19 protein-coding genes and 1 pseudogene are annotated in these 20,399 nt (G+C 71.8%); 11 read left to right on the top strand and 9 right to left on the bottom strand.

Annotated features, from left to right (window positions below; translation table 11 throughout):
* The first annotated feature begins 41 nt into the window (after nt 1-41).
* The 3 genes from NNW99_RS34550 to NNW99_RS34540 all read left to right on the top strand — a co-directional run bounded on the left by NNW99_RS34550 (nt 42) and on the right by NNW99_RS34540 (nt 3,801).
* Complete coding sequence (locus NNW99_RS34550) at nt 42-572, top strand: toxin-antitoxin system HicB family antitoxin (RefSeq protein WP_215123093.1); 531 nt, start codon at nt 42-44, stop codon at nt 570-572.
* A gap of 183 nt (nt 573-755) precedes the next feature.
* A complete protein-coding gene (locus NNW99_RS34545) occupies nt 756-1,418 on the top strand; it encodes a hydrolase (protein ID WP_215123092.1) in 663 nt (220 codons plus the stop codon).
* A 40-nt stretch (nt 1,419-1,458) separates the two neighbouring features.
* Nucleotides 1,459-3,801 carry a helix-turn-helix domain-containing protein gene (locus tag NNW99_RS34540; protein WP_215123091.1) on the top strand — a complete coding sequence of 781 codons (2,343 nt, stop codon included), beginning with the start codon at nt 1,459-1,461 and terminating at the stop codon, nt 3,799-3,801.
* Between the two features lie 23 nt (nt 3,802-3,824).
* Here NNW99_RS34540 and NNW99_RS34535 read toward each other — a convergent pair whose 3' ends face one another.
* The 3 genes from NNW99_RS34535 to NNW99_RS34525 form a co-directional block, all read right to left on the bottom strand.
* Nucleotides 3,825-4,493 carry a DUF5701 family protein gene (locus NNW99_RS34535; protein ID WP_215123090.1) on the bottom strand — a complete coding sequence of 223 codons (669 nt, stop codon included), beginning with the start codon at nt 4,491-4,493 and terminating at the stop codon, nt 3,825-3,827.
* A 66-nt stretch (nt 4,494-4,559) separates the two neighbouring features.
* Entirely contained in the window at nt 4,560-5,528 is a 969-nt protein-coding gene (locus tag NNW99_RS34530) for a helix-turn-helix domain-containing protein (protein ID WP_215123089.1), read from the bottom strand.
* A 155-nt stretch (nt 5,529-5,683) separates the two neighbouring features.
* On the bottom strand, nt 5,684-6,520 hold the full coding sequence (locus NNW99_RS34525; RefSeq protein WP_215123088.1) for an alpha/beta fold hydrolase: 837 nt from the start codon (nt 6,518-6,520) through the stop codon (nt 5,684-5,686).
* Nucleotides 6,521-6,742: 222 nt separating this feature from the next.
* Here NNW99_RS34525 and NNW99_RS34520 point away from each other — a divergent pair, with 222 nt between their 5' ends.
* Nucleotides 6,743-7,747 (top strand): LacI family DNA-binding transcriptional regulator, encoded by a 1,005-nt coding sequence (locus NNW99_RS34520; protein ID WP_215123087.1) that lies wholly within the window; start codon nt 6,743-6,745, stop codon nt 7,745-7,747.
* Nucleotides 7,748-7,792: 45 nt separating this feature from the next.
* On the opposite strand, the gene NNW99_RS34515 is transcribed toward NNW99_RS34520, so the two are convergent.
* The gene (locus tag NNW99_RS34515) at nt 7,793-9,124 is read right to left on the bottom strand and encodes an ABC transporter substrate-binding protein (RefSeq protein WP_215123086.1); all 1,332 of its coding nucleotides are present in this window, start codon (nt 9,122-9,124) and stop codon (nt 7,793-7,795) included.
* Nucleotides 9,125-9,353: 229 nt separating this feature from the next.
* Here NNW99_RS34515 and NNW99_RS34510 point away from each other — a divergent pair, with 229 nt between their 5' ends.
* The 5 genes from NNW99_RS34510 (at nt 9,354) to NNW99_RS34490 (ending at nt 14,160) form a co-directional block, all read left to right on the top strand.
* Entirely contained in the window at nt 9,354-10,319 is a 966-nt protein-coding gene (locus NNW99_RS34510; RefSeq protein ID WP_215123085.1) for a carbohydrate ABC transporter permease, read from the top strand.
* A complete protein-coding gene (locus NNW99_RS34505) occupies nt 10,316-11,185 on the top strand; it encodes a carbohydrate ABC transporter permease (protein WP_251058006.1) in 870 nt (289 codons plus the stop codon). Before NNW99_RS34510 ends, NNW99_RS34505 begins: the two co-directional genes overlap by 4 nt.
* Before the next feature lie 14 nt (nt 11,186-11,199).
* A complete protein-coding gene (locus NNW99_RS34500) occupies nt 11,200-11,751 on the top strand; it encodes a hypothetical protein (RefSeq protein WP_215123083.1) in 552 nt (183 codons plus the stop codon).
* A gap of 72 nt (nt 11,752-11,823) precedes the next feature.
* Complete coding sequence (locus tag NNW99_RS34495; RefSeq protein WP_215123082.1) at nt 11,824-13,158, top strand: Gfo/Idh/MocA family protein; 1,335 nt, start codon at nt 11,824-11,826, stop codon at nt 13,156-13,158.
* Nucleotides 13,159-13,206: 48 nt separating this feature from the next.
* The gene (locus NNW99_RS34490) at nt 13,207-14,160 is read left to right on the top strand and encodes a phosphotransferase (RefSeq protein ID WP_215123081.1); all 954 of its coding nucleotides are present in this window, start codon (nt 13,207-13,209) and stop codon (nt 14,158-14,160) included.
* 12 nt (nt 14,161-14,172) lie between these two features.
* On the opposite strand, the gene NNW99_RS34485 is transcribed toward NNW99_RS34490, so the two are convergent.
* The gene (locus NNW99_RS34485; RefSeq protein WP_184599130.1) at nt 14,173-14,625 is read right to left on the bottom strand and encodes an Lrp/AsnC family transcriptional regulator; all 453 of its coding nucleotides are present in this window, start codon (nt 14,623-14,625) and stop codon (nt 14,173-14,175) included.
* Nucleotides 14,626-14,736: 111 nt separating this feature from the next.
* Between NNW99_RS34485 and NNW99_RS34480 the strand changes: the two genes are divergently transcribed.
* A complete protein-coding gene (locus tag NNW99_RS34480; RefSeq protein WP_215123080.1) occupies nt 14,737-15,372 on the top strand; it encodes a LysE family translocator in 636 nt (211 codons plus the stop codon).
* Nucleotides 15,373-15,538: 166 nt separating this feature from the next.
* Nucleotides 15,539-15,793 (top strand): annotated as a pseudogene (locus NNW99_RS39230) (PaaI family thioesterase); the annotation flags it as partial.
* 16 nt (nt 15,794-15,809) lie between these two features.
* Here NNW99_RS39230 and purU read toward each other — a convergent pair.
* The 4 genes from purU to NNW99_RS34455 are packed head-to-tail and all read right to left on the bottom strand — an operon-like array spanning nt 15,810 to nt 20,395.
* Nucleotides 15,810-16,691, bottom strand: coding sequence for a formyltetrahydrofolate deformylase (gene purU / locus NNW99_RS34470; protein ID WP_215123079.1), 882 nt, complete (start codon nt 16,689-16,691; stop codon nt 15,810-15,812).
* A complete protein-coding gene (locus tag NNW99_RS34465; protein WP_215123078.1) occupies nt 16,691-17,314 on the bottom strand; it encodes a sarcosine oxidase subunit gamma in 624 nt (207 codons plus the stop codon). The genes purU and NNW99_RS34465 overlap by 1 nt, the downstream gene beginning before the upstream one ends.
* Nucleotides 17,307-20,117: a sarcosine oxidase subunit alpha family protein gene (locus NNW99_RS34460; RefSeq protein WP_215123077.1), complete on the bottom strand. Its 2,811-nt coding sequence runs from the start codon at nt 20,115-20,117 to the stop codon at nt 17,307-17,309. The genes NNW99_RS34465 and NNW99_RS34460 overlap by 8 nt, the downstream gene beginning before the upstream one ends.
* On the bottom strand, nt 20,114-20,395 hold the full coding sequence (locus NNW99_RS34455) for a sarcosine oxidase subunit delta (protein ID WP_215123076.1): 282 nt from the start codon (nt 20,393-20,395) through the stop codon (nt 20,114-20,116). Before NNW99_RS34455 ends, NNW99_RS34460 begins: the two co-directional genes overlap by 4 nt.
* Between the last annotated feature and the right edge of the window lie 4 nt (nt 20,396-20,399).

Genomic DNA, 20,399 nt, shown 5'->3' with positions numbered 1-20,399 from the left:
GGGGTTTCCTCATGGCGCCACCTTGATGCCATCATGCCGCCATGGACCTCACGCCCTATGTCGACACACTCCGCCGGGAACTCGCGGTGGCTGCCGAAGCCGGTGGCGAGGACGCCCGCGAGCTGGCCGAGCGGCTGACCGCTCCACTGGAGTCGGCGACCCGCCTGACCCTGCTGAACGTGCTGTCCGCCGCCATGGACGAGGTCACCCGCGAACTCGCCCCCGGCTCGGTCGACGTACGGCTGCGCGGGCTCGACCCCGCCTTCGTCGTGACACCGCCACCGGCCCGCGCCGGCTTCGAGGAACCGGACCCGCGCCCGGAGCCGCCGAGGGCCCCGGCACCGGCCCCCGCGCCCGCCGACGCCGACGACGGCACCACCGCGCGGATCAATCTGCGCCTGCCCGCCCACCTCAAGGGACGCGCCGAGGAGGCCGCCGCACGCGAGGGGCTGTCGGTCAACGCCTGGCTGGTGCGCGCGGTGAACGCGGCCGTGGACGGCGGCGACCTCCGGGCCCGACCCGCCGAGCCGACCCGCAGCGGCGGCAACCGCTACACCGGCTGGGTGCGCTGACACCCCTCCCGGGAACGCCCGGCACGGCACCGCGGCCCGGAAGTTGTCCCCGGGCGCACCCCTGCTGTCCCCTCCGCGCACACGCGGCCCGGAACCCCTCCGGCGCCGCTGCGGCGTGCCTAGCGTGACGAGCGAACCGGCCGAGATCCGAGCCGGAGTATCGCTCCCCGGAGGACAACACCCATGGTCAGCATCGCCGATGTCACCGCCGCCCCCAGCCCCGACCTGCTCACCCCGGACAACTGCGCGGTGCTGTTCGTCGACCACCAGCCGCAGATGTTCTTCGGCACCGGCAGCGGCGACCGCACCGCCATCATCAACGCCACCGTCGGTCTGGCCAGAGCCGCCCGGACCTTCGACGTGCCGGTCGTACTGAGCACCGTGGCCGCCGAGTCCTTCTCCGGCCCGCTCCTGCCGCGGCTCGCGGAGGTCTTCCCCGGGCAGAAGCCCGTCGACCGCACCTCCATGAACGCCTGGGAGGACGTGGCCTTCGTCGAGGCGGTCAAGGCCACCGGGCGACGCAAGCTCGTCATCGCCGGTCTGTGGACCGAGGTCTGCGTCGTCCTGCCCGCGCTCTCCGCGCTCGCCCAGGGCTACGAGGTCTACGTCGTCACCGACGCGTCCGGCGGCGTCAGCCCGCAGGCCCACGAGCACGCGGTCCAGCGGATGATCCAGGCCGGGGCGGTCCCGGTCACCTGGGTGCAGGTGCTCCTGGAGTTGCAGCGCGACTGGGCCCGTACCGAGACGTACGGCGCGGTCACGGACGTGGTGAAGGAGCACGGCGGCGCCTACGGCCTCGGCATCGTCTACGCGCAGGCCGTCATCGGCGCCCACGCCGCCGGCTGATGCCCGCCGGGCCGGTGGCCGCCGCACGTATCATCGCGCGGTGGACACCGGGGTGGGGATCGCGGCGCCGTTCGGCCGGCTGCTGCGCGCGTTACGGCAGAGCCGTCGGCTGACGATCGAGGAGCTGGCCGAGGCCTCCGGGGTGTCGGGGCGTGCCATCGGTGACATGGAGCGGGGCAAGAGCCGCCGTCCGCACCGGGGCACGGTGACCGCGCTCGCCCAGGGCCTGGAACTGGACGAGGCGGCGCACGCGGACCTTCTGGCCGCCGCCCGCGCCGCCCGTCCCGGGGCACGGGCCGCCGGGTCCCTCAAGGCCTCGCCGCACACACTGCCGAGGGGCGTGCGCGACTTCGTCGGACGGCATGAGGAACTGGCGGTGCTGCGCGCCCTGGCGCAGGAGGCCGCCGACAGCGGGCCGACGCCGGCCGGGGGGCCGAGGGTGCCGCCGGCGGCCGTGGTGTGCGGCCCGCCCGGCAGCGGCAAGACGACGCTGGCGGTCCGGCTGGCCGAGGAGCTGGCGTCGTCCTGCCCCGACGGGGCGTTCCTGGTGGACATGCGGGGGCTGGACGAGCGGCCGCTCACCGCGGAGCAGGCCGTGTCGGGGCTGCTGGGCTCGTGGGGCGTGGGGGACGCCGAACTGGCCCGGCTCGGCACCGAGGAGCGGCTCGCCCGCTACCAGGAGATCGCGGCCGGGCTCCGCGCGGTCCTGGTGCTGGACAACGCGGGCGGCGAGGCCCAGGTCAGACCGCTGCTGCCCCGCGAGGGGCGGCTGCTCGTGGTGGTGACGAGCCGCCGTGCCCTCGCCGGTCTGGAAGGGATGCGGCGCGTCGAACTCGGCGGGCTGAGCCGGCAGGAGTCCGCCGCCCTGCTGCGGGCCGTCGTGGGCGGCGGGCGTGTGGACGCCGAGCCGTCGGCGGCGGACGTGGTGACCGAGCTGTGCGGTCGTCTGCCCCTGGCCCTCAGGGTGGCGGCCAACTGGGCTGCCACCCGCACCAACTGGAGCCTGCGGCGCCTGGCCGACCGGCTCGCCGACGAGGACCGCAGGCTGGACGCGCTCAGCGCGGGCGATCTGCGGATCAACTCCGCCTTCGCGCTGTCCTACTCCCGGCTCGCCCCCGAGGCCGCCCGGATGTTCCGGCTGCTGTCGCTCGTCCCGGGTGGGGACTTCAGTGTGGCACCGGCCGCCGTGCTCGCCGGTGTGCCGCTGCCCGACGCCGAGGATCTCCTGGAGGAACTGCTGGAGGCGGGGCTGCTGATGACGTCCCGTCAGGACCGCTATCGGCTGCACGACCTGCTCCGGCTGTACGCGGCCTCCCGTCACCGCACGGAGGACGGTGAGGAGAGGTCGCTCGCCGCGCGGTCCCGGCTGCGGCACTGGCTGCTGGAGACCGCCGTCCTCGCGGGCCGCTGGTACGAGCCGGACTACGGCAGGCCCGCGCCGGACCCCGGCCGGCTGGTCGCCCTGGACGACCGTGAACAGGCGGCGCGCTGGATCAAGGCGGAGGGCGACGCGTGGCTCGCCGCGTTCCGGGAGGCCGCGGCGCGGGGCGAGCACGCGCGGGTCGTCGAGGTCGCTGAGGCCATGCACTGGTTCTCCGACCACTGGGTGTCCTGGGGTCATTGGACCGAGGTCTACGAGCGTGCCGCGACGGCCGGGGCGGCGCTGGACGACGCCGGTCTGGAGGCGACCCACCGCAACTACCTCGCCTGGGCGTACTGGGCCTGCGCCCGCCGGCACGACGAGGCGGTGGAGGCGGCCGAGGACGCGCTGCGGCTCGCGGGGGCGGCCGGGAACGTCCTTCAGCAGGCGTGGGCCCACGCCTATCTCGGCTGGCTGCGGGACGCCGTCGGCGACATGCCGCCCGCCGCCGACCACTACCACCGGGCCCTGGAGCTGTTCACCGAGGCGGACGACGTCACCGGGTATCTGCAGGTGTCCTGCGGGGTGATCAGGGTGCTGCGCGGGGCGGGCCGGGCCCGGGCGGCGGTCGAGACCTACCAGGGCATCCTGGACGCCCTCGCGGATCCCCGTCATCACGACCGGATCCCGCCCAACGTACGGGACTTCACCCTGCTGTCCGCCGTCTACTCGGTGTCGTTCGTTCATCTCGGCCAGGGGCAGTGGCAGGAGGCGGCGGACGCGCTTCGCTCCGTACGCGGGCAGTTCGACGCCCGCGGCTGGTACAGGCAGGCGGGCAAGGTCCATCTCCATCTGGGCCAGGCCCTCGCCCATCTCGGCGAGAGGGCCGGGGCCGCCGCCGAGTACCGCGCCGTCCTCGCCCTCGGCGACCGCGTCCCCGCGGACGTACGCGACGAGGCCCACGCGGGTCTCGCCGCCCTGGCCGCGGGCCGCCCGGCACCGGCCGGCCCGCTCGTGCAGTGAGGGCCGGCCGGTGCGCCCGGAGGCTAGGGCTTGCGGCCCGTGGTGGAGCCGAAGCCGAGCCAGGTGTGGCGGTTGTTCCACCAGCACCAGCCGACCTTCGGGGCCTCGCGGCGCTCGCGGCCGTCACGGCCGGTGCCGTTGCTGATCCAGATCGCCGGGGTGCGCGCGTCGAACGTGCCGTTCGGCTTGCGCAGCCGGGAGCCGATGGTCATGAAGCACAGATTGCGGTCCAGGGCAGCCGGTTGCTGGAGCACCCAGTGGATGCCCTCGGCGAGCAGCAGCGGGGTGCGGTCCTGCTCGGTGAGGGCGGGCAGTGCCTCGTCCGGGCTCCAGTTGCTCATGTGGTCACCGCGGTCTAGGCCGGTGAGGACGTAGAGCGGGGCGTCGGGCAGTTCGACGCCGGTGGGGGCGAACTCGTCGACGTCGGACATGTCGACGACGACGAAGCCCGGCTTGCCCTCGCGGCGGAGCAGCGGGGCGAGGGCGGAGGCGGGCGCCCGGTCGGGGTGAACGGCGAGCAGGGCGCCCTCGCTGCCCACAGAGGCCTCGGCGTCGGCCGCGTATGTACGGATCTCGGCGGCCGACAGGCCCGCGATCTCGTGCACCCCCGTCTCGATCAGTCGCTCCGCCTGTGCGCTCAGGGCCGGGAGTACGGGCAGAACGGCGGTGGTTCCGGGCGTGGTCTCGGGCACGATGCTCCCTGGGTCGGCGGCGTGAACAGTGAGGCAACGCGGCGAGCTGCCGGGACGTTCCCGGAATCAGGCATCACATCGGCCGGAAAGACCGTTCCGCTGCCACTCACGGGGCGTCACCCCGTAGGCCGCCCGGAAGGCACGGCTGAAATGGCTGGGGCTCACGAAGCCCCAGCGGCGGGCGACGGTCGCGACCCCGTGGCCCAGGGCCGGGGACCGCAGCAGATCCCTGCGGCACCGTTCGAGGCGCTGCGTCCGGATCCACTCCCCCACCGTGACGCCCTCCAGCTGGAACAGCTTGTGCAGGTAGCGGACCGACATGAAGTGCGCGGCGGCGATCCCCGGCGGGGCGAGGCCGGGGTCGGACAGGTGGCGCAGGATGTGGTCCTGCACGCGTACGAGGGTGGCCGCGGCGGTCTCCGGGGCCCGGGTGGTGAAGCGGCCGCTGCGCTCGTTGATCAGCAGTGCCAGCAGGTCGAGCGCGGTGGCGGCGAACTGGCGGCCCGCGACGGGGTCGAAACCGGCCGCTTCCCGGGCCAGACGCGCGAAGTAGGTCGCCACCAGTGCGGCACCGCCCTCCCGGCCGGAGAACGCCGTCGCGGTCACCGCCCGCAGATCGTCGTCCCGCACGCGGAGGTCCTCGCGGGGGAAGTGGAAGGAGGTGAAGGAGAAGCTGTCCTGCACCTTCTTGCGGAACAGCCGGGAGGAGTCCGAGAGGGAGAAGTCACCCGGGCCCATCCGGGCCTCCCTGCCGTCCTGTTCCTTGAGGGAGCTGCCCCGCTGCTGAAGGGTGAGGATGAGGAACTCCTTCCCGTCCCGGGCGATCAGCCGTTTGCTGCGTGTCACGACCTGCGGGCCCGCCTGGACGTGCGCGATCCGTAAGGAGCCCAGCTCGTTGCTGACGATCCTGCCGGGCGACGGGTCCTTCTCGAGGAGGTGCACATCGAGCGGGACGAAGGTGTGTGACACGGCGTGGTGCCAGCGCTCCGTCCGGTCGGCCGCCGGCAGTGACGCGGTGCAAAGGACGACGGCCACCTGATTCCCCTCCGGGCACGGTCAAGGGCCGGCAGCTCGGTTCCGCTGCCGGCCCTGACGATGTCACCACCCCGGCCGAGGACCGTCCAGGAAGAATCGGAGGAAGAATTCGCTCACTTCTGTTCGGTCACTTCTGATCGGTCACTTCTGATCGGTCACTTCTTCAGGAAGGCGAGCAGCGCCGAGTTGACCTCCTCCGCGTGGGTCCAGAGCAGACCGTGCGGGGCGCCCTCGATCTCCACGTAGTCGGCGGCCGGAAGGGCCTTGTGGAACCGCCGCGCCGTCCCGTCCACCGGCAGGATGCGGTCGCCGGTGCCGTGCAGGATCAGGGCCGGCACGTCGATCGCCGGGATGTCGGCCCGGAAGTCGGTGTACCAGGTGGAGGGCGCGGCGGACGCGGCGAAGAAACCACCGCCCGCCGCGACGTTCCAGCTGTTGCGGACGGCCTCCTCGCTGATCCTGGTGCCGAGGTTCTCGTCGAGGTTGTAGAAGTCGTTGTAGAAGTTCGTGTAGTACGCGTACCGGTCCGCCTTCACGGCCGCGACGATCTCGTCGAAGAACTCCTTCGGGGCGACCCCGCCCGGGTTGTCGTCCGACTTGAGCAGGCAGGGCTCCAGCGAGGCGAGGAAGGCGACCTTGGCGACCCGGCCGGAGCCGTACGTCGACACATAGCGGGCGACCTCGCCGGTGCCCATCGAGAAGCCGACGAGGACGGCGTCGCGCAGGTCGAGGGTCTCCATCACGGTGTTCAGGTCGGCCGCGAAAGTGTCGTAGTCGTAGCCGGTCGTCGGCTGGGAGGACTGCCCGAAGCCGCGCCGGTCGTACGTGATCACGCGGTACCCGGCGTCGAGCAGGACGGCGCTCTGCCGCTCCCAGGAGTGCCCGTCGAGCGGGAAGCCGTGGATGAGGACGACCGGCTGCCCGGATCCGTGGTCCTCGTAGTACAGGTCGATGGCGGTGGAGTTCTCCTGGCCCACGGTGATGTACGGCATGCGCTGCTTCCTCGTTTCGGGAGGGCGGTTGGAAGGAATGCGGCCACGCTAGGCCGGAGGCCGGGCGGGCGGTTGCCGTGCAGCGCACGACTCCTTGACCGGGCGCGCACTCCCGTCAGTCTGCAACAGGAGCGGAAAGGTTTGCCGTCACGACTCCGCAGGAAATGGGCCTGGCCCGCCCTTCTCATTGACGGGAATGGCACGGGGTGAAAATCTCAGGGCGTGCAGGTGACAATTCGAGAGGTCGCGCAGGCGGCCGGCGTGTCCCCCTCCACCGTGTCCCGGGCGCTGTCCCCGGACGGGACCGTGAGCGCGGCCACCCGGGACCGGGTGCAGGCGGCGGCCGACCGCCTCGGCTACCAGCCCAACCGAGCGGCCCGGGGCCTGATCACCGGGCGCACCGGGGCCGTGGGTCTGATCGTGCCTGATCTGCTGAACCCGTTCTACGCGGAGGCCTGCAAGGGGGCACAGGCCCGGGCCCGGGGGCTCGGTCACTCGCTGATCGTGAGTGACGCCGAGCGCGACGAGGGCCTCGAGATGGACGCGATCCGCACGCTGGCCCCGCAGGTGGACGGCATCGTGCTGACCGCGTCCCAGCTGAGCGACGAGGAACTGGGGTCGCTGAGCCGGCTCACCGCCAAGCCGGTGGTGCTGCTGCACCGTCGGGAGCCCGGGTTCCCGAGTGTCACGGCCGATCTGGCCGAGGGGATGACGGACGCCCTGACCCATCTGCACGCGCTCGGCCACCGCCGGATCGCCTATGTGGGCGGCCCCCGCAGCACATGGGAGGCGCGGGAGCGGGCGGCCGGGGTGGATGCGATGGCGCGGGGCGGCACGATCGACCTGGTTCAGGTGGGCAGTGTGGCCCCGCACTTCGACGGGGGCATCACGGGCGCGGCGGACGTGGTGCTGGCCGGCGGGGCGACCGCGGTGGTCGCGTTCAACGACATCGTCGCCTTCGGGCTGATCAGCCGCTTCACCGCGCGCGGGGTCCGGGTGCCGGACGACATGAGCGTGGTGGGCTGCGACGACATCGCCCTGTCCGGCATGGCCGCGCCCCCGCTGACCACGGTCTCGGTACCCAAGGCGCACGCCGCGCGGGCCGCCGTGGACCTGCTGTTCCGCACGCTCAGGACCCCCGAGGTCGAGGGCGAGGAGCCGATCCAGCGCGTGCTGCCGACCCACCTCGTCGTACGCGGTTCGACGGCGGCGCTGACAAAGCGCTGAGCGGAGCCGACGCGGGGCGACCCGCCGTTCCGACGGCGGGCACGGTCAGCCCTGCGGCACGCTCGTGTGGAACTTGTCCCACATCTCGCTCGCCGCGGCCCGTACGCCGGACTTGCCGAAGATGATGTCCTGGTAGACGCGCCGGAACTCGTTCTTGTCCTCGTCCGCGCCGGACGGGGCCGGGGGCAGGGGCGGTGCGAGGTCGCCCCGGACGTCGTCGACGTAGCGGGCGATGACCCGGTCGCCGCCGGTGAGCTTCGGTGCCAGCCGGTCGAGGTTGCGCTGGTTGGGCGGCAGTCCGCGGACCACTCCGAGCGCCTCGGCCGCCCCGGGGTCGTTGACCAGGAAGTCGATCAGCAGCGCGGCCTCGCGGCTGTGCGGGGAGGTGCGCCGGACGCACAGTGAGGACGAGGCGGCGACGGCCATCCCCGGCGGCGCCGACGCCGACACCGTAGGGAAGGGGATGGGGGTGACCGCGCCGTAGGTCTCCCAGTACGACGTGCCCGAGGAGGTGATCTGGAACTCGGCGGTGGACAGCTTCCGCACGAGCGCCCGGTCGCCGGCCCCACCGCTGAGCGAGGACGCGGTGACGGGCGGCGGAGTGAAGACGCCCTTGTCCAGCAGGCGCTGCATGAGCTCCCAGTAGCCGCGCAGATCGGCCTCGGAGAAGCCGGTGGAGCCGTCGCCGGTGTAGAGCGACTTGCCGCGCTGCACCAGCCAGACGTGGAAGCACTCGACGTAGGCGCCGAAGTCGGTCAGCGGTGAGCGGCCGGGCACGGCCCGCTTCAGCTTCGGGCCGACATCGGTGAGCAGGTCGTCCCAGGTCCAGCCCGCTTTCGGGATGCCGACCCCGGCCTTGCGCCACAGGGCGGGGTCGATGAACAGGGCGGTGGTGGCGACGCCCGTCGGGATGCCGACCAGCTTCCCGTCGACCTGGCCGGTCTGCTGGAAGAGGCGGGGTATGCGGCTGCGGGAGATCGCCGAGAACCGCGGCTCGGCGAGGTCCGCGAGCACGTCACGGTCCGCGTAGGTGCGCAGGTAGGCGACGTCCATCTGCATGACGTCGGGTCCGCCGCCGGCCGCGACCTGGGTGGCGAGCCGCTGGAGGTAGGCGTCATACCCGGCGTACGAGGTGGCCACCTTGATCTTCGGATGGCGCAGTTCGAAGAGCCGCACGGCCTTCTCGGTGGCCAGGTTGCGGTCCTCGGAACCCCACCACTGGAAGTCGAGCGTCACCGTGCCGTCGGCGGAGACATCGCGCGCGCCGCAGCCGGTGGCGGCCGAGGCCACCGGGAGGGCCGCGAGCGAGGCCAGCAACCGCCGGCGCGACAGCCCGGTGGTCGGGAGCGGGGACGGGGAACGGCGTACTGGAGACATCGCGGCCCTTCGGTCGGCTGGAGTGCAAACGTTGCCACTCTGTTTCCGGTTGGCCGGGAAGCTACGCCCCCTGCGCGGGCTCCGTCAATCGTGCCGACCGAATTTGACCTGCGGAGTGAAGGCTCGACGGAGGGAGGCAGACAGGTGCGCCCGACCTCTTGCCGACTGAAAACAACGCATGCAATCGTTGCCACCCGTTGTCCAGCCCCCGCCGTGTAGGAGGGCTCCGATGAGCCAGGCGACCGCTCCGCCCCGTCCCATGCCGCCGCCGAGCGGTGCCCTCCCCGCCGCGCGGCATCCGAGTCGGCGCCGTCGTTCCCAAGCCGTGTCGGGTCATGTGTTCCTGGCGCCCTGGCTGATCGGCACGCTGGTGCTGACGCTGGGTCCGATGGTGATCTCGCTGTATCTGTCGTTCACCGACTACGACTTGTTCTCCCGGCCGCGCTGGGTGGGACTGGCGAACTACCGCTACATGCTGGAGGACGACCGGTTCCTGACCTCGGCCGGTGTCACCCTCGAGTACGCCCTGATCGGTACCCCGTTGAAGCTGGCCGCCGCGCTCGCCGTGGCGCTGCTCCTGAACCGGGCGAGCCGCGGGGTGGGCCTGTACCGGGCGGCGTTCTACGCGCCCTCACTGCTCGGCGCGAGCGTCAGTGTCGCCCTGGTGTGGCGGGCGCTGTTCGCCACGGACGGTGCGACCGACCGCTCGCTGGCGTTCTTCGGTGTGCACGTCGGCGGTTTCACCGACAACCCGGACTACGCCCTGTATCCGCTGGTCCTGCTGACGGTCTGGCAGTTCGGCGCGCCGATGGTGGTGTTCCTCGCGGGGCTGAAGCAGATCCCGAAGGAGCTGTACGAGTCGGCGTCGCTGGACGGCGCGGGCCGGATGCGGACGTTCTTCTCGATCACGCTGCCGATGCTGTCCCCGGTGCTGTTCTTCAACCTGGTGCTGGAGATCATCCACTCCTTCCAGGCGTTCACCCCGGCGTTCGTGATCAGCGGCGGCACCGGAGGCCCCTCGGACTCCACGCTGCTGTACTCGCTCTACCTCTACCAACAGGCCTTCGCGAGCTTCCACATGGGCTACGCCTCGGCGATGGCGTGGGTCCTGCTGGCCGTCATCGCGCTGATCACGTACGCCGTCTTCCGCAGCGCCCGGCTGTGGGTCTTCTACGCACAGGAGGACGCGTCGTGACGACGACCGCGGCATCCCCCGCCCCCGCTGAGCGCACTTCGTTGCGGACCTGGGCCTGGCACGCCGTCTGCGTGGTGATCGGGCTCGTCCTGCTCTACCCGGTGCTGTGGCTGCTCACCGCGTCGTTCAAATCCGGGGAGGAGGTCATCTCCAACCTGAGCCCGATTCCGAAGGTGTTCACGCCGGGCAACTACACCGAGGCGGTCGACGGTGTCAGCGGCCTGACCCTGTGGCGGCTGTTCGGCAATTCGCTGCTCGTCTCCGTCGGCACGGTGGTCGGCAACGTCCTGTCCTGCTCGCTCGCCGCCTACGCTTTCGCCCGGCTCCGCTTCCGCGGCCGGGGCCTGTACTTCGCGCTGATGATCGGCACCCTGATGCTGCCGGCGCATCTGATGCTGATCCCGCAGTACGTGATCTTCCAGGAGCTCGGCATGGTGGGTACGTATCTGCCGCTGATCCTGCCGAAGTTCCTCGCCACGGAGGCGTTCTTCGTCTTCCTCGTCGTGCAGTTCATCCGCTCGCTGCCGGCCGAGCTCGACCAGGCGGCGGCGATCGACGGCTGCGGCCCGTACCGCACCTTCTGGCATGTGATCATGCCGCTGCTCAAGCCGGCGATCGTCACGACGACGATCTTCTCCTTCATCTGGAGCTGGAACGACTTCTTCTCCCAGGTGATCTACCTGGTGGAGCCGGAAACCTACACGCTCCAGCTCGGGCTGCGGATGTTCGTCGACATGGACGGCAGCGCCATGTTCGGCCCGATGTTCGCGATGTCGGTCCTCACCCTGGTTCCCGTGCTGCTGTTCTTCCTCGCCTTCCAGCGGCTGCTGGTGGAGGGCGTGCAGACGACCGGTCTGAAGGGCTGAGAGGACAACGCGCCATGACCCGTACGTGGTTCGCCCGCTTCGCCGACTGCCTGCTCCTCGGCGTCCTGCTGCTGCTCGCCTCGCTGCCGGTGGTCACCGCGTTCCCGGCGCTGGTCGCGGGATGCGCGGTGCTGCGCGAACAGGCCGGTGACGGCGAGGGGGTGACGGTCGGGCACTTCCTGAGGCGGTTGTGTGCGGTGCTGAGGTCGGGGCCCGCCGTGTGGGCCGTGCCCACCGCCGTACTGGCGCTGCTGTGGCTGGACGCGCTGGCCCTGGACGCCCGGGGCCCCGGCCCCGGTGCCGCCTTCGCCGCCGCCACGGCGGTCCTCGCGGCGCTGGGGCTGCGCTGCGCCGCCGCCTGGCGGGAGGGAACGCCCTGGCGTACGACGCTCGCCGTCGTGTTCCGGTCGGTGCCGCGGCATCCGCTCGCGCCCGTCCTGCTCGCCGGGGCCGTCGCCGCCGCGGTCGTGCTGCTCGCCCTGACCCCGGTCGTGCTGCTGGTCGTCCTCGGCCCGCTGGCCTTCGCGGCGACGGCGGCGGACGCCTGGCGGCCCGTGACACCCTGAACCACCCCCGCACCTTCCCTCCCTCCCCTCCCGTCCTCTCCCGTCCTCCCCCGTCAACCGAAGGAGACCTGCATGTCGTCCGACACCGCACGCCGCCGAGCCGCCGTGGTCGGCCTGGGTGCCCGTGCCCGGCTGTTCGCCCAGGCGCTGGCCGGTCCCTACGCGGACCGGTTCGAACTGGCCGGCTTCTGCGATGTCAACTCCCACCGCATGGCGGTCCACAACGCGTGGCTCGCGGACGCCCACCCGGAGCGCTCCCCCGTACCGGCGTACGCGGCCGAGGACTTCGAGGAGATGCTGCGCCGCGAGCGCATCGACCTGGTCGTGGTGTGCACGGTGGACCACACCCACGACCACTACATCGTGGCCGCCCTGGAAGCGGGCTGCGACGTGGTCACCGAGAAACCCATGACCACCGACTCCGACAAGGCCCGCCGCATCCTGGAAGCACAGCGGCGCACCGGACGCGAGGTCCGGGTCGCCTTCAACTACCGCTACAACCCGGCGCATTCGGCCGTACGGGAACTGATCTCCGCGGGTGAGATCGGCGAGGTCGGCTCGGTGCACTTCGAGTGGCTGCTCGACCTGCGGCACGGCGCCGACTACTTCCGCCGCTGGCACCGCGACAAGGCCAACTCCGGCGGCCTGATGGTGCACAAGTCCACCCACCACTTCGACCTGGTCAACTGGTGGCTGGGCACCCGCCCGGAGACGGTCTTCGCGCAAGGAGGCCTGTTCTTCTACGGCGACGAGGCCGGCCGGCGCCGGAACCTCGCCCAGGAGTACGACCGCGCCCATGGCTCCCCGGCCGCCGAGGCCGATCCGTTCGCCGTGCACCTGTCCGACTCGTCCGTGCTCAGCGCGCTGTACCTGGACGCGGAGGCGGAGGACGGCTACCACCGCGACCAGAACGTGTTCGGCCCCGGGGTGACGATCGAGGACGACATGGCGGTGCTGGTCCGCTACGCCACCGGCGCGACCCTGACGTACCACCTGACCGCGTACTCCCCGTGGGAGGGCTACCGGGTCGCCTTCAACGGCAGCAAGGGCCGTCTGGAGCTGCTGGTGGAGGAGTCGACATGGACCCCGCCCCGGGTGCGGACGAACAGCCCCGAGCCCGTCCTGCACGGTGCCGAGGCCGAGGACACCGCCGGACGTACCGAGCTGCTGCTGCGCCCCTTCTGGGAAGAGCCGCGCGAGATCAAGGTGGCAAGTGGTGAGGGCGGGCACGGCGGCGGTGACGTACGCATGCTGGAGGATCTGTTCGGCACCCGGGCCCCGGACCCCCTGCACCGCGCGGCGGACGCGGCCGACGGCGCCCAGTCCCTGGTCACGGGTCTGGCCGCGAACCGCTCCTTCGAGACGGGACTCCCGGTGCGGACAAGGGACTTGCTCCCGCCGGACTGATCGTGAAGGCGTCGCACCACACGTCCCCGGCGTGGCACCATCGGCGGCATGGAAGGATTTGTGACACCCGATCAGATCGACGCCCGTAAGTCCCGGGCCTTCGCCGCCGCCGTCGCCGCGGGGCGTGACCTGGGGCTCACGGTGTCCGACGCGAGGGTGATCTACGACGTGTTCTCCGTCGTGGTGCACCTCGCTCCGTCGCCGGTGGTGGTGCGGGTGCCGACCGTCCTGCCGTCGTACGCCGATCCCGCGTTCCAGGCGGCTCGGCAGCGGCAGGAGCTCGATGTCGTGGCGTGGCTCGCGGAGCAGGGCCACCCGGTGATTCCGCCGAGCCCGCTCGTGCCGCGCGAGCCGGTGCCGCGCGACGGCTTCTCCATGACCTTCTGGCAGTTCGTCGAGCTGGACCAGAGCGCCGAGCCGGACTACGCACACCACTCCGCACTGGTCGCCGACCTGCACGCCGCGCTGCGCGCGTACCCCGGTGAGCTGCCGTTCCTGTCCTCGGCCGAACCGCGTTTCGTCTCCGAGGGGCTCGCCCTGCTCGAAGGACGGCCCGACCTGCTGGAGCCGGCCGACCTCGACCGCGCCCGGCGCGAGTGGGAGATCCTGGAGCCCGTCGTCAGCTCACGCGCGGCATTCGAGGCGGCGTTCCCCGGCATCGACTTCCAGCCGATCCACGGGGACTCCCCCGCCGCCAACATCGTCTCCGCCACGGACGGCGAGCTGTACTCCGACTTCGAGCTGACCACCCTCGGCCCGGTCGAATGGGACCTGGCGGCCCTCGGCCCCGAGTGCGAGGCCGCGTACAACACGGCCGCCGAACGCCGGGGCCTGCGGCAACTCGACGAGGGCGTGCTGCGCTTCGTCAACGCCGTGGGCATGTCCCGCGCGGTGGCCTGTCTGGCGCTCTCCCCGCGACTGCCCCTGCTCGTGGAGGCGCTGAAGCCGGCGGTGGAGCAGTGGCGGGCGATGCCGTTCGCGGGTGGTATGGGCGCTGAGTGACCCGGCCTCCGCTCACTCCGGCAACGGCCGGTCGTCCACCACGTGCTTCATGACGAGGGTGGACGTCAGCCGCTGGATGCCGGGGAGGCGGGCGAGCTGCTGATCGTAGAGCTGCTGGAAGGCGGCGAGGTCGGTGGTGGCGACACGCAGGAGGTAGTCGGGGTCGCCGAACAGGCGCTGGGCCTGGAGCACATGGGGGACGGCGGCCACCCCCTCCTCGAAGGCCGTGACGGTGTCGGCGTCCTCCCAGCGCAGGGTGACGAAGACGAGGGCCTCGAAATTGAGGCCCACGGCGACCGGGTCGACGACCGCGCGGTACCCGCGGATCGCGCCCTCGCGTTCGAGATCGCGCAGGCGGCGGTGGCAGGGGGAGACGCTCAGCTTCACGCGCGCGGCGAGCTCGGTGACCGTGAGACGGCCGTCCAACTGCAGCTCGGTAAGAATTTTCCGGTCCAGGGCATCCATGAAGAAGATTCTGCCCCAGATCCCGCGATCAAGGAGTAAAGAAGGGAACACCTTCGGGCAAATCCGGCCTAGCCTTCCTCACGCAAGACAGCATGTGAGAAAGGCAGACCGATGGACACGACGACGCTGGCGGCTTTCCTGGCAGTGGATCTGCTGCTGGTGTTCACACCCGGCGCCGACTGGGCCTATGCGATCGCCGCGGGACTCAGGGACCGGTCGGTCGTGCCGGCCGTCGCCGGGCTGATAGCCGGGTACGCGGGATACACGCTGCTCGCGGTCGCGGGTCTGGTGGTGATCGTGGCGAGTTCGACGACCCTGCTCACCGCGCTGACCGTGGCCGGGGCCGGCTATCTGGTGTGGCTCGGCTGGGGTGTGCTGCGGCAGCCGGCCACGCTGACGGCGACCGAGGCAGTGGCGGGTTCCGGCCCGGGGGCGGGCGCCTCCCGGGTGCGGGTCATGCTCAAGGGAGCCGGGATCAGCGGCCTCAACCCGAAGGCGCTGCTGCTCTACTTCTCGCTCTTCCCGCAGTTCATCGACCCCACGGGCGGCTGGCCGGTCGCCACGCAGACCGGCCTGTTCGGCACGCTGCACATGACCGTCTGCGCCGTCGTCTACCTCGCGGTGGGCGTCCTGGCCCGTACGGTCCTGAGCACCAGGCCGTCCGCGGCCCGGGCGGTCACCCGCACGTCCGGTGCGCTGATGATCGCCATCGGCGGGTTCCTGCTGCTGGAACAGCTCGCCGGCTGACACACCCGTCGCCCCCCTGGTACGTACCCCCGCGATGTCCGTCGAAGGAGAGCACGTGGAAAAGCCGGCACAGCAGGAACAGGCACAAGAGGAACAGGCACAGCAGGAGCAGGCGAGCCCCGAGACGGAGGCCCGGGTCCGGGAGAGCTTCGGACGGCAGGGGCTGATGGCACACCTGGGCGCCCGGATCACCCGGGTCGCGCCCGGCCGTGTCGACATCGAGCTTCCGGGGCGTCCGGAAGTCACGCAGCAGCACGGCTACTTCCACGCGGGCGCCACCAGCGCGATCGCGGACAGCGCGGGCGGCTACGCGGCGCTCACCCTCTTCCCCGAGGGCACGGACGTGCTCACCGTCGAGTACAAGATCAACCTCCTCGCCCCGGCCGCCGGCGACCGCCTCGAAGCGGTCGGCACGGTTCTGGGTCGGTCCGCGGGCGTCAGCGGAGGATCACCGTGCGTCTGCCCTGGACGAAGACCCGGCCCTCGCAGTGCCAGCGGACCGCCCGGGCCAGGGCCGCCGACTCCGCGTCCCGGCCGATGGCGACGAGGTCCTCGGGGGTGTGGCTGTGGTCGACGTCCCTGACCTCCTGGGCGATGATCGGGCCCTCGTCGAGGTCGGCGGTGACGTAGTGGGCGGTCGCTCCGACGAGTTTGACGCCGCGTTCGTGGGCCTGGTGGTAGGGCTTGGCGCCCTTGAAGCTCGGCAGGAACGAGTGGTGGATGTTGATCGCCCGGCCGGCCAGCCGGGAGCACAGCCCGTCCGAGAGGACCTGCATATAGCGCGCCAGCACGACCAGGTCGACGTCGAAGGAGTCGACGAGTTCGAGGAGCCGGGCCTCGGCCTCGGGTTTGGTCGCGGCGGTGACCGGGACGTGGAAGAACGGGATGCCGTGCCAGGTGACGAGGGCCTCGTGGTCGCGGTGGTTGGAGACCACGGCGACGACATCGACGGGCAGGTCACCGCTGCGGGCGCGGAAGAGCAGGTCGTTGAGGCAGTGGCCGTAGCGGGACACCATGACCAGTACGCGGCGCCGTGTGCTGACGGGTTCGAGGAGCCACCGCATGGCGAAGGGGGCGGCCACGGCGGCGAAGTCGCGGCGCAGGGTCTCCGTCCCGGTCTCGCCGTCGGCGGTGGCGAAGCGCACCCGCATGAAGAAGTGGCCGTCGCGGCGGTCGCCGAACTGCTGGTTGTCGATGATGTCGCTGCCGTGTTCCAGCAGGAACCGCGAGACGGCGTGGACGATGCCGGGAGCCTCGGGGCAGTCGAGGGTCAGCACATGCTCTGTCTGGGGTGACGCCGTCTGGGGCGAGGTGCTCATCAGGGCACCTCCGGGCCACGGAACTCGCTCATGGCGTCGATGAGCCAGCGCGCCAGATGGTCGGCGAACGAGGAGCGCGGGAGCAGCTGGTAGGCCGGCGCGTCGTCGAGCTGCCGGAGCAGTACCGCGACCGGGCCCACCGTGGTCGACACCGCCCGGCCCGGTCCGAAGGCGCGGGGATGCAGGTCCAGGGGACAGCCCTTCTCCAGCACCTGCCGGGCGGACGGGCCGCGCAGCTCCAGGGTGGTGCGGTTGGCGGAGACGTCCACGATCGAGCCCGGGTCCGCCCCGAGCGCCTCGCGCAACTCGGCGGTCAGGGCGGCTCCGTCGATCCGGGAGATCACGAGCCACTCGTCGGGCCCGAGCCATACGGCCGTGTGCGGGCCGGACGCGGTGGTGTGCCCACACTCGCCCGGGAGCCGTGTCCCCAGGGTCTTCTCGATACGTACGGCCGTCTCGGAACCGGGGTCGACGCGCACGTTCACCATGGTGAGGAACGGCCGCTCCATGAGGGTGACGCCCCGGGCTCCGGTGACGGCGGCGGCGCGCATCCGGTCCTCCAGGTGCGCCAGGGGACTACTGCGCAGGGCCACCGGGCCCGCGTCGATCGTCTGCTCAGCCATCTCGTTTGGTCCCTTCGGGGTCGTAGAGGACGCATTCGGCCACCTCGACGGGCACCAGGTCCTCGCCCACCGGAGCGAGCAGGGTCTGGCCGATCCTGGCTCGTCCGTCGGCGACGAGGGCCAGGGCGAAGGGGCGGCCGAGGGCCGGGCTGTGGTAGCTGGAGGTGACATGGCCGAGCATCGGCACGGGCACCGTCTCCAAGGAGACATCCGACGCGACGAGTTGGGTGCCCTCGGGCAGCCGGGTCGTACGGTCGCTGGGCAGCAGGCCGACCAGGTGCTTGCGGTCGCTGCGGGAGGTGTCCGCGCGGGCGAAGGACCGCTTGCCGATGAAGTCCTTCTGCTTGGAGACCACCCAGGACATGCCCGCGTCCTGCGGGGTGACCGTGCCGTCGGTGTCCTGCCCGACGATGATGTAGCCCTTCTCGGCCCGCAGGACGTGCATGGTCTCGGTGCCGTAGGGGGTGATGCCGTACGGCCGGCCGATCGCGTCCACCTCCTCCCACACCGCGAGGCCGTACCACGCGGAGACGTTGATCTCGTAGGCGAGTTCGCCGGAGAAGGAGATCCGGCAGATGCGGGCGGGGACGCCGGAGGCCAGGGTGGTCTCGCGGAAGGCCATGAAGGGGAAGGCCTCGTTCGACAGGTCGACGTCGGGGGCGAGATGGGCGACGACCTCGCGGGACCGCGGACCGACCACGGCGATCGTCGACCACTGCTCGGTCACCGAGGTGCAGTACACGTCCAGTTCGGGCCACTCGGTCTGCAGCCACTCCTCCAGCCAGTCCAGGACTCCGGCGGCTCCGCCGGTCGTGGTGGTCATGAAGTAGCGGTCGTCGTCGAGGCGCAGGGTCACACCGTCGTCGAAGATCATGCCGTCGGGCTTGCACATCACGCCGTAGCGGGCCGTGCCGGGCTTCAGCTTCTTGAAGGCGTTGGTGTAGACGCGGTTGAGGAACTCGCCCGCGTCCGCGCCCCGGATCTCGATCTTGCCGAGGGTGGAGGCGTCCATGAACGCCACTCCCTCGCGGGCGGCGCGGCATTCACGGGCCACCGCCGTGTCCATGTCCTCACCGCACTGCGGGTAGTACCGGGGGCGCTTCCACTGCCCGACGTCCTCGAACTCCGCGCCGTGCGCGACATGCCAGCCGTGGATGGACGTGGTGCGTTCGGGGTCGAACAGCTCACCGCGGTCCCGGCCGGCCAGCGCGGCGAAGGCGATCGGTGTGTAGGGCGCCCGGTAGGCCGTGGTGCCGATCTCGCCCGGCGAGCCGCCGAGGATCTCGGCGATCACCCCGATCGCGTTGACACCGGAGGTCTTGCCCTGGTCGTTCGCCGTGCCGAGCGAGGTGTAGCGCTTGACGTGCTCGACGCCCCGCATCCCGGCCCCGGTGGAGCGCAGGACGTCGGCGACGGTGACATCGCGTTGCAGGTCGACGAAGTGGGTGTCCCCACCGTCGTCGAGGCCCGGCACCAGCCACAGGGCGCGCATGTGAGGACGGGCCTCCTCCTGCGACGCCGTCGGCACGGGCACCGGGAACCCGGCCTCCGTGGCGGCCGTCGCACCGGCCCGCCTCCCCTCGGCCAGGCAGCCGTCGAGGCCGTACGTCCCGCGCGCCGCCCCCACGACCTGCTGCCCGCGTACGGCGCCTTCGGGGACGAACGCGACCAGTTCCTCGTCCCAGCGCAGCCGCCCCTGCCGCTGGCTGTGCAGATGCACCACCGGGCTCCACCCGCCCGACACGGCGAGCAGGTCGCAGTCGAACGACTCCGGTTCACCCCCGTCGAGGGCCCGGACGGTGACACCCGTGATGCGCCTGTCCCCCTCGGTCGCGACCACCGCGCTGCCCGTCAGCACCCGCACCCCGGTCGCCGAGGCGGCCTCGGCCGCGCGCGAGGACAGCTCGGCGCGCGCGTCCACCACGGCGGCGACGGGGATGCCCGCCCCGTGCAGAGCGGCGACCGTGTCGTAGGCACTGTCGTTGGTCGTGCTCACCACGGCCCGCGAACCCGGGGCCACGGCATAGCGGTCGAGGTACGTCCGCACGGCCCCGGCGAGCATCACCCCGGGCCGGTCGTTGCCGGCGAAGACCAGCGGACGCTCGTGCGCACCGGTCGCCAGGACCACCTGACGGGCCCGGATGTGCCACAGCCGCTGCCGGGAGATGCCTTCCGGCGTTCCGAGGTGGTCGGTGCGCCGCTGAAGGGCCAGGACGTAGTTGTCGTCGTAGGAGCCGAAGGCCGTGGTGCGGGGCAGCACGACGACCTCGGGGGCCGCGTCGAGGGCCGCCCGGACATCGGCGACCCACTCGGTGGCGGAGAACAGCGAACCGCCGGGCTCGGGCTGGTCGTCGACGAGGATCACCCGGGCGCCGGAGCCCGCGGCAGCGGCGGCCGCCGCGAGTCCGGCCGGTCCGGCGCCGACCACGAGGACGTCGGTGTGGACGTACTTCTTGTCGTAGACGGCGGGGTCGGGCGTCGGGTCGAGCCGGCCCATTCCCGAGAGGGTGGTGGCGGACAGGCCGTCGTACAGCTCCACCGTCGTCGCCGGGAGCATGCCTTCCGAGCAGGGGCCGTCGAGCTGCACCAGGGCGTTGGGTTCCTCGGGCCCCGCGGCGACGATGCCGCGCGGGCGGCCCCGGTAGAGGGACGGGGCGACCTCGACGAGGCCGTTCGCCAGCAGGGCCGAGGCGAGGGTGTCGCCGGGGTGGCCGGTCAGTTCCCGGCCGTCGACGGTGAACCGCAGCACGGCGCCGCGGTCGATACGGCCGCCCTGGGGGAGCCGGAAGCGCTGGTCGGTCATCGGTTCCCTCCGGGACGGGGCTCGTCGAGGCGGTACGAGGTCAGCACCTCGTGGGTGGCGGTGTCGCGCAGGACGTTGAACCAGCGGCGGCAGCCGATGCTGTGCATCCACCGTTCCGCGAAGGGGCCCTTGGGGTTGTCCCGGTAGAAGACGTACGCGGCCCACTGCTCGTCGGTGAGTTCGCCCGGGTTCTCGGGGTGGGGGACGTGGGCCTGGCCGCCGTAGTGGTACTCGGTCTCGTCGCGCGGACCGCACCAGGGGCAGGTGATGAGCAGCACGGTG

Source organism: Streptomyces sp. CRCS-T-1 (assembly GCF_024442335.1).
Lineage (GTDB): Bacteria > Actinomycetota > Actinomycetes > Streptomycetales > Streptomycetaceae > Streptomyces > Streptomyces koelreuteriae.
The sequence above is the reverse complement of the archived record's forward strand: the minus strand, read 5'-3'. Positions and strand labels throughout refer to the sequence as shown.

Excerpts from the sequence above, each read along its gene's own strand:
- NNW99_RS34550 (WP_215123093.1), top strand. The coding sequence starts at position 42 with ATGGACCTCACGCCCTATGTCGACACACTCCGCCGGGAACTCGCGGTG.
- NNW99_RS34545 (WP_215123092.1), top strand. The coding sequence starts at position 756 with ATGGTCAGCATCGCCGATGTCACCGCCGCCCCCAGCCCCGACCTGCTC.
- NNW99_RS34525 (WP_215123088.1), bottom strand. The coding sequence starts at position 6,520 with ATGCCGTACATCACCGTGGGCCAGGAGAACTCCACCGCCATCGACCTG.
- NNW99_RS34515 (WP_215123086.1), bottom strand. The coding sequence starts at position 9,124 with ATGTCTCCAGTACGCCGTTCCCCGTCCCCGCTCCCGACCACCGGGCTG.
- NNW99_RS34510 (WP_215123085.1), top strand. The coding sequence starts at position 9,354 with ATGAGCCAGGCGACCGCTCCGCCCCGTCCCATGCCGCCGCCGAGCGGT.
- NNW99_RS34500 (WP_215123083.1), top strand. The coding sequence starts at position 11,200 with ATGACCCGTACGTGGTTCGCCCGCTTCGCCGACTGCCTGCTCCTCGGC.
- NNW99_RS34495 (WP_215123082.1), top strand. The coding sequence starts at position 11,824 with ATGTCGTCCGACACCGCACGCCGCCGAGCCGCCGTGGTCGGCCTGGGT.
- NNW99_RS34490 (WP_215123081.1), top strand. The coding sequence starts at position 13,207 with ATGGAAGGATTTGTGACACCCGATCAGATCGACGCCCGTAAGTCCCGG.
- NNW99_RS34485 (WP_184599130.1), bottom strand. The coding sequence starts at position 14,625 with ATGGATGCCCTGGACCGGAAAATTCTTACCGAGCTGCAGTTGGACGGC.
- NNW99_RS34480 (WP_215123080.1), top strand. The coding sequence starts at position 14,737 with ATGGACACGACGACGCTGGCGGCTTTCCTGGCAGTGGATCTGCTGCTG.
- purU (WP_215123079.1), bottom strand. The coding sequence starts at position 16,691 with ATGAGCACCTCGCCCCAGACGGCGTCACCCCAGACAGAGCATGTGCTG.
- NNW99_RS34465 (WP_215123078.1), bottom strand. The coding sequence starts at position 17,314 with ATGGCTGAGCAGACGATCGACGCGGGCCCGGTGGCCCTGCGCAGTAGT.
- NNW99_RS34460 (WP_215123077.1), bottom strand. The coding sequence starts at position 20,117 with ATGACCGACCAGCGCTTCCGGCTCCCCCAGGGCGGCCGTATCGACCGC.